Source organism: Methylocystis suflitae (genome assembly GCF_024448135.1).
Taxonomy (GTDB): domain Bacteria; phylum Pseudomonadota; class Alphaproteobacteria; order Rhizobiales; family Beijerinckiaceae; genus Methylocystis; species Methylocystis suflitae.
In genome coordinates this window covers 24073-30363 of sequence record NZ_JAMRYX010000187.1, presented here as the reverse complement: position 1 = coordinate 30363, position 6291 = coordinate 24073, and the positions used below count along the sequence as shown (strand labels likewise).

Sequence of the window (6291 nt, the reverse complement as noted above, 5' to 3'; positions counted from 1 at the left end):
GGTCGCGGCGACCCACGGCGTCTTTTCCGAAAAGGCTGCGTCCGTGCTAAAGGACGCGCCGATCGACCAGCTCATCATCACCGATTCAGTGCGGCTGCAACCGTCCATGGCGGCCGCGCTTGGCGATCGTTTGAGTGTGGTCAGCATCGCCGGCCTCCTGGCCGAGGCGATCAGACGCCTGCACGCAAATGGTTCGATCACGCAGCTTCTGGAGGACGGGCCCTAGCCGCTCAGCACTCTGGTTGCGTCCTGCAGCGACTCGCGCCACAAGCCTCGCATGAACTTGGAAGACATCGTCATTCGCCGAATGTCCAAGAGCGAACTTGATCGCGCGCTCGATTGGGCTGCGGCCGAAGGCTGGAATCCCGGACTTTATGACGCGGAGAGTTTCTACGCCGTCGATCCGAAAGGGTTCTTCATCGCCGAACGCGCGGGCGAGCCTTTGGGCTGCGTCGCCGCCGTCGCCTATGACGAGTCCTTCGGCTACGTCGGGCTTTTCATCGTTCGTCCGCCTTATCGTGGACAGGGCGTCGGCCTTCGGCTCTTGGACGTCGCGCTGCGGCATGTGCAGGGACGCAATGTCGGGCTCGACGCCGCGATCGACCTTCTGCAGAGATATGCGCGGCACGGATTCAAATTCGCCTATCGCAACATACGTCATCGATGCGTCGGCGGCGGCGAAGCGCCTTCCGACATGACTGAATTGGCTGAAGTCCCCTTCGACGAGATCGTGCGATATGACCAAACAGTCTTTCCAACGTCACGACCGAATTTTCTTTCGCGCTGGATCGCTCAGCCGCAGAGCGCGGCTCTCGCCGTGGTGAAGCAAGGCCGGCTCGCCGGCTATGGCGTGCTGCGCGCGTGTCGCGACGGCTACAAGATCGGGCCGCTGTTCGCGGATGAATCGCAAATCGCCGACGCTCTGTTTCAAGGCTTATGCGCGCGCGCCGCGAGCGCGCCGGTGTTTCTCGACACGCCCGAAGCAAACGCCGCCGCCATCGCGCTGGCGCAGCGACGCCAAATGACCGCCGTGTTCGACACCGCGCGCATGTATACGGAAGGAACGCCGCCGGGACGCATCGAGCGCTGCTACGGCGTCACGACCTTCGAACTCGGGTGATTCGCTTCGCCGGACAATGGCCCTAGGCGATCGATAAGATCAGAGGCCGTGAGGCTCGGCGCGATCAGCGTCGGATCATCGTCGGCGTCGCCCGAACGGTTGACGCGCGGCGACACGGTCCATTCCTGCAGAGCTTCGTCGGGCGGCGCGCGAAGCAACGCCCCGGGATCTTCGCCCGACATCCACGCGCTGGCGTCGCGCCAGTCGAGGATGACCGGCATGCGATCATGGAAACGGCGCATCCAGCCATTCGCTGGACCGACGATGATCGTCGCGGACTCGATCGTCGCATCGCTCTCGACGTCGCGACAGCTCTCGTACAAGCCGGCGAATGCGAGCGGGCGGCCGTCGGGCGCCGTGAAATAATGCGGATTCCTTGCGCCTTTTGCCCCGGTCCATTCATAGAAGCCCGACGCCGGGATAATGCAGCGCCGAGATGCGAAGGCCGAGCGAAACATCGGTTTTTCGGCGATCGTCTCGGCGCGCGCATTGAAGGTTGCGGGCAGTTCGCGCAGGGGCTTCTTCCACCAGGAGGGCGCGAAACCCCAGCGCATCTGGACAAGCTCATGTCCCGCCGGCGTCGGCTTGATGACCTCGATCATCGTCGTCGGCGCCACATTGTAGCGCGGCTGCAGATTGCGCGGCTGGCCGATCAGATCGGCAAGCCGCTGGAGCTCCTCCCAGGAGAGATGCTGCGTAAAGCGCCCGCACATTAAGCGAGACCGTCCTGTCTCAGTAGTAGTAGTGCCGATGACGACGGTAATATGGGCGCGGCGCCGTTGCGGCGCCAATGATCGCGCCGCCTGCTGCGCCGACCGCCGCCGTGGCGAGCGTCGGGCCGGCGAGTCCGCCCGAGGCAAGCGCGCCGATGCCGGCGCCGCCCAGACCGCCGATGACGCCGCCGCCGAGCGCGCGTTCCGCGGGCGTGTAGCAGCCGTAAAGCGGCATTGAGGCCGCCAGAAGCGTCGCAAGAACGAGGGCCTTCTTGACCCGACGGGGCGTGGCGATGCTGTGCATTTTCATTCCCTTGTTTATGGTCTTGCCGCGTTGGCGCTGAAGCCAAGCCTTCGCGGCGCATCGCCGAATGAACCCAGATTTGCGCCGGAACGATGGCCCTGTCGTGAAGCCGCAGGCCAGAACGATGGCCTCGGCGTGATGGCCACAGCCGGGACGCTCGATGCCGACGCGCAACACTTGTTTCGTCTTCCTTCTAATTGGAATATTTCGCAAATAAGGACGCTTCGAACGACGCTTTCTGCAAGAATTCCGATGAGGGATCAATTGTATTGACGCAGGAAGTCGCCTGTTAAATCTTTGCGCCATGCACGCGGCGCCGCTGAGACTCTCGGCATCGAACCTTCAAGCAAAGGATCAGGGCGCGCAACCCACGCGTGGCGTTCCGAGACCCTAAGGAGAGAATGATGTGCGAACTGGCGCGCGAGAGAAAACGCATTGATTCGATCCTCGCCGAAGCGATGAACCAAAACTCGGTTCGACTGTCGATCGATGAAGTCGAACTCGCCGGCTATGGGCTCGCGGCGCTGCGCAGCCACTATGCGCTTTCCTGTTCTGATGAATGCATGCGCAAGAGATGTGACGAATTCGCCGCGCTCGTCGCGCTGTCGCGTCGCGCACAGCAGCATGCATGGCAGACGCCATGAAATATTCGGCATCAGGAAAGAAGGAAGGCGCGATGTTCATGGCCTCGAACCAGTTCAAGGTCGTCAAGGGCTGCGAAGAAACATTCGAAACGGCTTGGCGGGAGACAAGCGTCCGGTTGCGGGAAGCGGCCGGTCTCATCGGATTTCAATTCCATCGGGGAAAGGAGTGCGGTCCGCACGTGCTCTATTTCTCGGTGACCATGTGGGAGACGGAAGAGCGCTTCATCGATTGGCGACGCGCCGAACTCTATGGCCCGCCCAGCGGCTGCGCTGGACCGCGCTGCGCCTCGAGGCTGGAGGAGTTCGACGCGACTGTCTCCAGAAGCAATCCGCAATAGGCGCCGCCGGCGCTTCTTAGGAGAAAGACATGTTGGGAATTGGGGACAGCATACCGCCTTTCGTTGTCACCGGCGTAAAGCCGGGATTTAACGAGATCGAAGAAAACGGCGAGACAGCCTTCGAAACGCTCTGCGAGACGAGCTTTCCAGGAATGTGGAAAATCATCTTTTTCTATCCGAAGGACTTTACCTTCGTTTGCCCGACGGAAATCGCGGCCTTCGCGCGCTTGTCGAAGGATTTCGCCGAGCGCGACGCCGTCGTTCTCGGCGGCTCGACCGACAATGAGTTCGTAAAGCTTGCTTGGCGGCGCGACCACCGCGACCTGAAGAGCTTGCCGATCTGGCAGTTCGCCGATTCGAGGGGCGATCTCGTCGATGGCCTCGGCGTGCGCGCGCCTTCAGGCGTCGCCTATCGCGCCACCTTCGTCGTCGATCCCGACAATGTCATTCAACATGTCTATGCGACGAATCTCGACGTCGGCCGCGCGCCGGACGATACGCTGCGCGTGCTCGACGCCTTGCGGACCGGCGCGCTCTGCCCCTGCAGCCGGCCGGTCGGCGGCGAAACGCTTATCCCCGCGGCATGACCGCGGACGCGGCGCCCGGCAACTGCAGCGTCAGACATTTCGCGGCGCCGCCCGCCTTCATGAATTCCGAGAGCGGCGTGACGACGGGCGTGAAGCCCGCGTCGAGCAGGCGCGAACGAAGATCGTCGGAACAGGCGTTGAGGAAAACGCGTCCGGCGACTTCGACAGCGTTGCAGGCGAAAGAGAGCGCGTCTTTCTCGCCGACTTCGATCCGCTTCTCCACTGGCGCGACGGCTCGGATCGCTTCCTGTGACGCGATATCGAAGGCTGCTGGGTAATACATCAGCCAGCCGCCGCTCAGAGGGCAGAAGCAGGTGTCGAGATGATAGAAGCGCGGATCGACGAGCTTCAGCGCGACGGCGCGCAGACCGAAGATCTTTTGAAGATGTTTGGGCGCTTCTTCGCCTGAGCGCCAGCCGTATCCGCACCAGACAATGCCCCGCGCATGATCGAGAAGCGCGTCGCCGGCGCCTTCAAAGGGAATGTTCTCCGGCCAGGGCGCGATTGAATAGCCTTGCGCTTCGAACCATTCGCAAAACAGTCGCTCCTCGGGCCGCCGCTCCTTGGCGTGGAATCGGCTCACGACAGCCTTCTCGCCGATCGCAAGCCCCGCATTGGCGGTGAAGACCATGTCCGGCAGGCCGGGCGTCGGCGCAACGAAAACAATATCGCTATGCGCCGCCAGATTGCCGCGCAAGTTCTCCCACTGCGCCTGCGCGCGCGGCAGCGCTGCTTGCCCGATCTGATTTTCCATCCACGGGTTGATGATGTAATCGACGCCGAAATAGTCCGGCGCGCACATCAGCAGCGCGCGACGCGCAGGCGCAGGCCGTGGCGGCGCAGCCTCGCGCGCGTCGCTTGGGGCGTCGTTCACTACAGCGGCTTCAACGTCGAAGCTCATCAGCGAACTCTCTTGCATTGAACGTCCGTCAGTCATGCAGGCTGTCCCGTCCTTACGCGAGTTGCGACGTCTTCCTGCTCCGCGTCGAGCGGATGCAGCAGCGAGAACAGATCCTTCGGGTCTGCGGGTTCAGCGATCAGCTCGATGTTGCGGCCGACGCCCGTCTCCCGCGCAAGATCGCGCAACAGGCGCAACACCGAAAAATCCTCGATGGCGAAACCGACGCTATCAAAGATCGTGATCGCGTCTTTAGAGGTGCGCCCCAGTCGATGACCGGCGAGAATTTCCCGCAGTTCCGTCACCGGATGCTCGGGGCCGAGTTGCTGAATTTCGCCCTCGCTGCGCGTCTGCGGCGCATATTCGACGAAGATCTCGGAGCGCAGCAGCAGCTCGCGCGCAAGCTCGGTCTTGCCCGGACAGTCGCCGCCGACCGCGTTGATATGCGTTCCAGGCTGAACCATGTCGTCGGCGAGTATCGTGGCGAATTTCTTATCCGCCGTGATCGTCGTGATGATGTCTGCGCCGTCTGCGGCGCTGCGCGCGTTGGCGCACCGAATGATCGTCAGGCCGAAGTCGGCCATGTTGCGCTCGAACTTCTCGACGGCGTCAGGGTCGACATCGAAGACGCGAAGCCGGTCAACGCCAAGAACGGCGTGAAAGGCGCACGCCTGAAACTCCGATTGAGCGCCAAGGCCGATCAGCGCCATTGTCTTGCTGTCGGGCCGCGCGAGATGCGCCGCCGCCAGCGCCGAAGTGGCGCCGGTCCGGAAGGCGGTGGCCAGCGTCATGTCGGCGATGAGCGTTGGATAGCCGGTTTCGACGTCAGCGAGGGCGCCGAAGGCGACGACGGTCTGCAGGTTGAATTGCGTGTTGCCGGGATGACCGTTGACGAATTTAAAGGCGAAAGCTTCGGCGTCGCGCGTCGGCATCAGTTCGATGACGCCGCGCGGCGAATGGCTCGCGTAACGCGGCGACTTCTCGAACGCGTCCCAGCGCATAAAGTCGCGACGCAGATAGTCGACGAGCCGCGACCAAAAGCGTCGCGCGCCCACTTCTCCAACGATGCGGGCGATGTCTCGCGCGCTCAGAAACGTCACCATGCCTTCTCCCATCGATCGATGTCGGGGAAAACTAGAACGCGACAACGCTAATCAAAATCGCCATAAGCTTTCGAAATGACTGTATTTTTGTAATTTCCGTCATAGATATTGACCGTTTCCACAGAGATATGGGCCATGGACGATCTCGACCACCGACTGATTGCACTGCTGCGGACAAACGCGCGCGCCTCCTTGTCCCAACTCGCCAAGGCGCTCGGCGTCTCGCGCGGGACGGTCCAGAACCGCCTCGATAAGCTGATCGCGTCCGACGTGATCCTGGGCTTTACGGTTCGGCTGAAAAATCCCGCCGCATCCGATCGAATCCGGGCGATCATGATGGTCGAAGTCTCCGGCAAGAATTCCCGCCGCGTCGCTCAGGCGCTGCGCGGACTCCCGCAGATCCACACGCTTTACAGCACCAACGGGCCCTTCGACCTCATCGCGGAAATCGAATGCGCCAATCTCGAAGAATTCGATCGGGTGTTGTCGGGCGTGAGGATGATCGAGGGGATCGCCAGAAGCGAGACGAGCCTGCTGCTTGCGCCGGCATGAACGCGCTCCGGCGCGGTTTACGCCCTCCTCGC

The 6291-nt window shown here is 62.4% G+C and carries 9 protein-coding genes and 1 pseudogene; 6 read left to right on the top strand and 4 right to left on the bottom strand.

Features of this window, described 5'->3' with window-relative positions:
* Both NEI07_RS14425 and NEI07_RS14420 read left to right on the top strand, forming a co-directional pair.
* Window positions 1-226 (top strand): annotated as a pseudogene (locus NEI07_RS14425) (ribose-phosphate diphosphokinase); the annotation flags it as partial.
* A 51-nt stretch (window positions 227-277) separates the two neighbouring features.
* Entirely contained in the window at window positions 278-1120 is an 843-nt protein-coding gene (locus NEI07_RS14420; RefSeq protein ID WP_256035469.1) for a GNAT family N-acetyltransferase, read from the top strand.
* On the opposite strand, the gene NEI07_RS14415 is transcribed toward NEI07_RS14420, so the two are convergent.
* Window positions 1090-1833 carry an SOS response-associated peptidase gene (locus tag NEI07_RS14415; protein ID WP_256035466.1) on the bottom strand — a complete coding sequence of 248 codons (744 nt, stop codon included), beginning with the start codon at window positions 1831-1833 and terminating at the stop codon, window positions 1090-1092. The genes NEI07_RS14420 and NEI07_RS14415 overlap by 31 nt on opposite strands.
* A gap of 19 nt (window positions 1834-1852) precedes the next feature.
* A complete protein-coding gene (locus tag NEI07_RS14410; RefSeq protein WP_256035465.1) occupies window positions 1853-2137 on the bottom strand; it encodes a hypothetical protein in 285 nt (94 codons plus the stop codon).
* A 404-nt stretch (window positions 2138-2541) separates the two neighbouring features.
* Between NEI07_RS14410 and NEI07_RS14405 the strand changes: the two genes are divergently transcribed.
* The 3 genes from NEI07_RS14405 to NEI07_RS14395 are packed head-to-tail and all read left to right on the top strand — an operon-like array spanning window position 2542 to window position 3706.
* Window positions 2542-2781, top strand: coding sequence for a hypothetical protein (locus tag NEI07_RS14405; protein ID WP_256035463.1), 240 nt, complete (start codon window positions 2542-2544; stop codon window positions 2779-2781).
* Window positions 2778-3119, top strand: a complete 342-nt coding sequence (locus NEI07_RS14400) for an antibiotic biosynthesis monooxygenase family protein (RefSeq protein WP_256035461.1) — start codon at window positions 2778-2780, stop codon at window positions 3117-3119. Before NEI07_RS14405 ends, NEI07_RS14400 begins: the two co-directional genes overlap by 4 nt.
* 29 nt (window positions 3120-3148) lie before the next feature.
* Window positions 3149-3706, top strand: a complete 558-nt coding sequence (locus NEI07_RS14395) for a peroxiredoxin (protein WP_256035459.1) — start codon at window positions 3149-3151, stop codon at window positions 3704-3706.
* Here NEI07_RS14395 and NEI07_RS14390 read toward each other — a convergent pair.
* Together NEI07_RS14390 and NEI07_RS14385 are read right to left on the bottom strand one after the other, a co-directional pair.
* Window positions 3690-4607, bottom strand: a complete 918-nt coding sequence (locus NEI07_RS14390; protein ID WP_256035456.1) for a dimethylarginine dimethylaminohydrolase family protein — start codon at window positions 4605-4607, stop codon at window positions 3690-3692. The two genes, NEI07_RS14395 and NEI07_RS14390, sit on opposite strands and share 17 nt — an antisense overlap.
* 32 nt (window positions 4608-4639) lie before the next feature.
* Complete coding sequence (locus NEI07_RS14385; protein WP_256035454.1) at window positions 4640-5707, bottom strand: ornithine cyclodeaminase; 1068 nt, start codon at window positions 5705-5707, stop codon at window positions 4640-4642.
* Between the two features lie 135 nt (window positions 5708-5842).
* On the opposite strand from NEI07_RS14385, the gene NEI07_RS14380 reads away from it, so the two are divergent.
* Window positions 5843-6259: an Lrp/AsnC family transcriptional regulator gene (locus NEI07_RS14380; RefSeq protein WP_256035452.1), complete on the top strand. Its 417-nt coding sequence runs from the start codon at window positions 5843-5845 to the stop codon at window positions 6257-6259.
* Window positions 6260-6291: the final 32 nt, after the last annotated feature.

Bases quoted from the DNA above. Each gene is read 5' to 3' on its own strand.
- NEI07_RS14400 (WP_256035461.1), top strand. From the start codon at position 2,778: ATGAAATATTCGGCATCAGGAAAGAAGGAAGGCGCGATGTTCATGGCC.
- NEI07_RS14390 (WP_256035456.1), bottom strand. From the start codon at position 4,607: ATGAGCTTCGACGTTGAAGCCGCTGTAGTGAACGACGCCCCAAGCGAC.
- NEI07_RS14380 (WP_256035452.1), top strand. From the start codon at position 5,843: ATGGACGATCTCGACCACCGACTGATTGCACTGCTGCGGACAAACGCG.
- NEI07_RS14415 (WP_256035466.1), bottom strand. From the start codon at position 1,833: ATGTGCGGGCGCTTTACGCAGCATCTCTCCTGGGAGGAGCTCCAGCGG.
- NEI07_RS14420 (WP_256035469.1), top strand. From the start codon at position 278: ATGAACTTGGAAGACATCGTCATTCGCCGAATGTCCAAGAGCGAACTT.
- NEI07_RS14405 (WP_256035463.1), top strand. From the start codon at position 2,542: ATGTGCGAACTGGCGCGCGAGAGAAAACGCATTGATTCGATCCTCGCC.
- NEI07_RS14410 (WP_256035465.1), bottom strand. From the start codon at position 2,137: ATGCACAGCATCGCCACGCCCCGTCGGGTCAAGAAGGCCCTCGTTCTT.
- NEI07_RS14385 (WP_256035454.1), bottom strand. From the start codon at position 5,707: ATGGTGACGTTTCTGAGCGCGCGAGACATCGCCCGCATCGTTGGAGAA.
- NEI07_RS14395 (WP_256035459.1), top strand. From the start codon at position 3,149: ATGTTGGGAATTGGGGACAGCATACCGCCTTTCGTTGTCACCGGCGTA.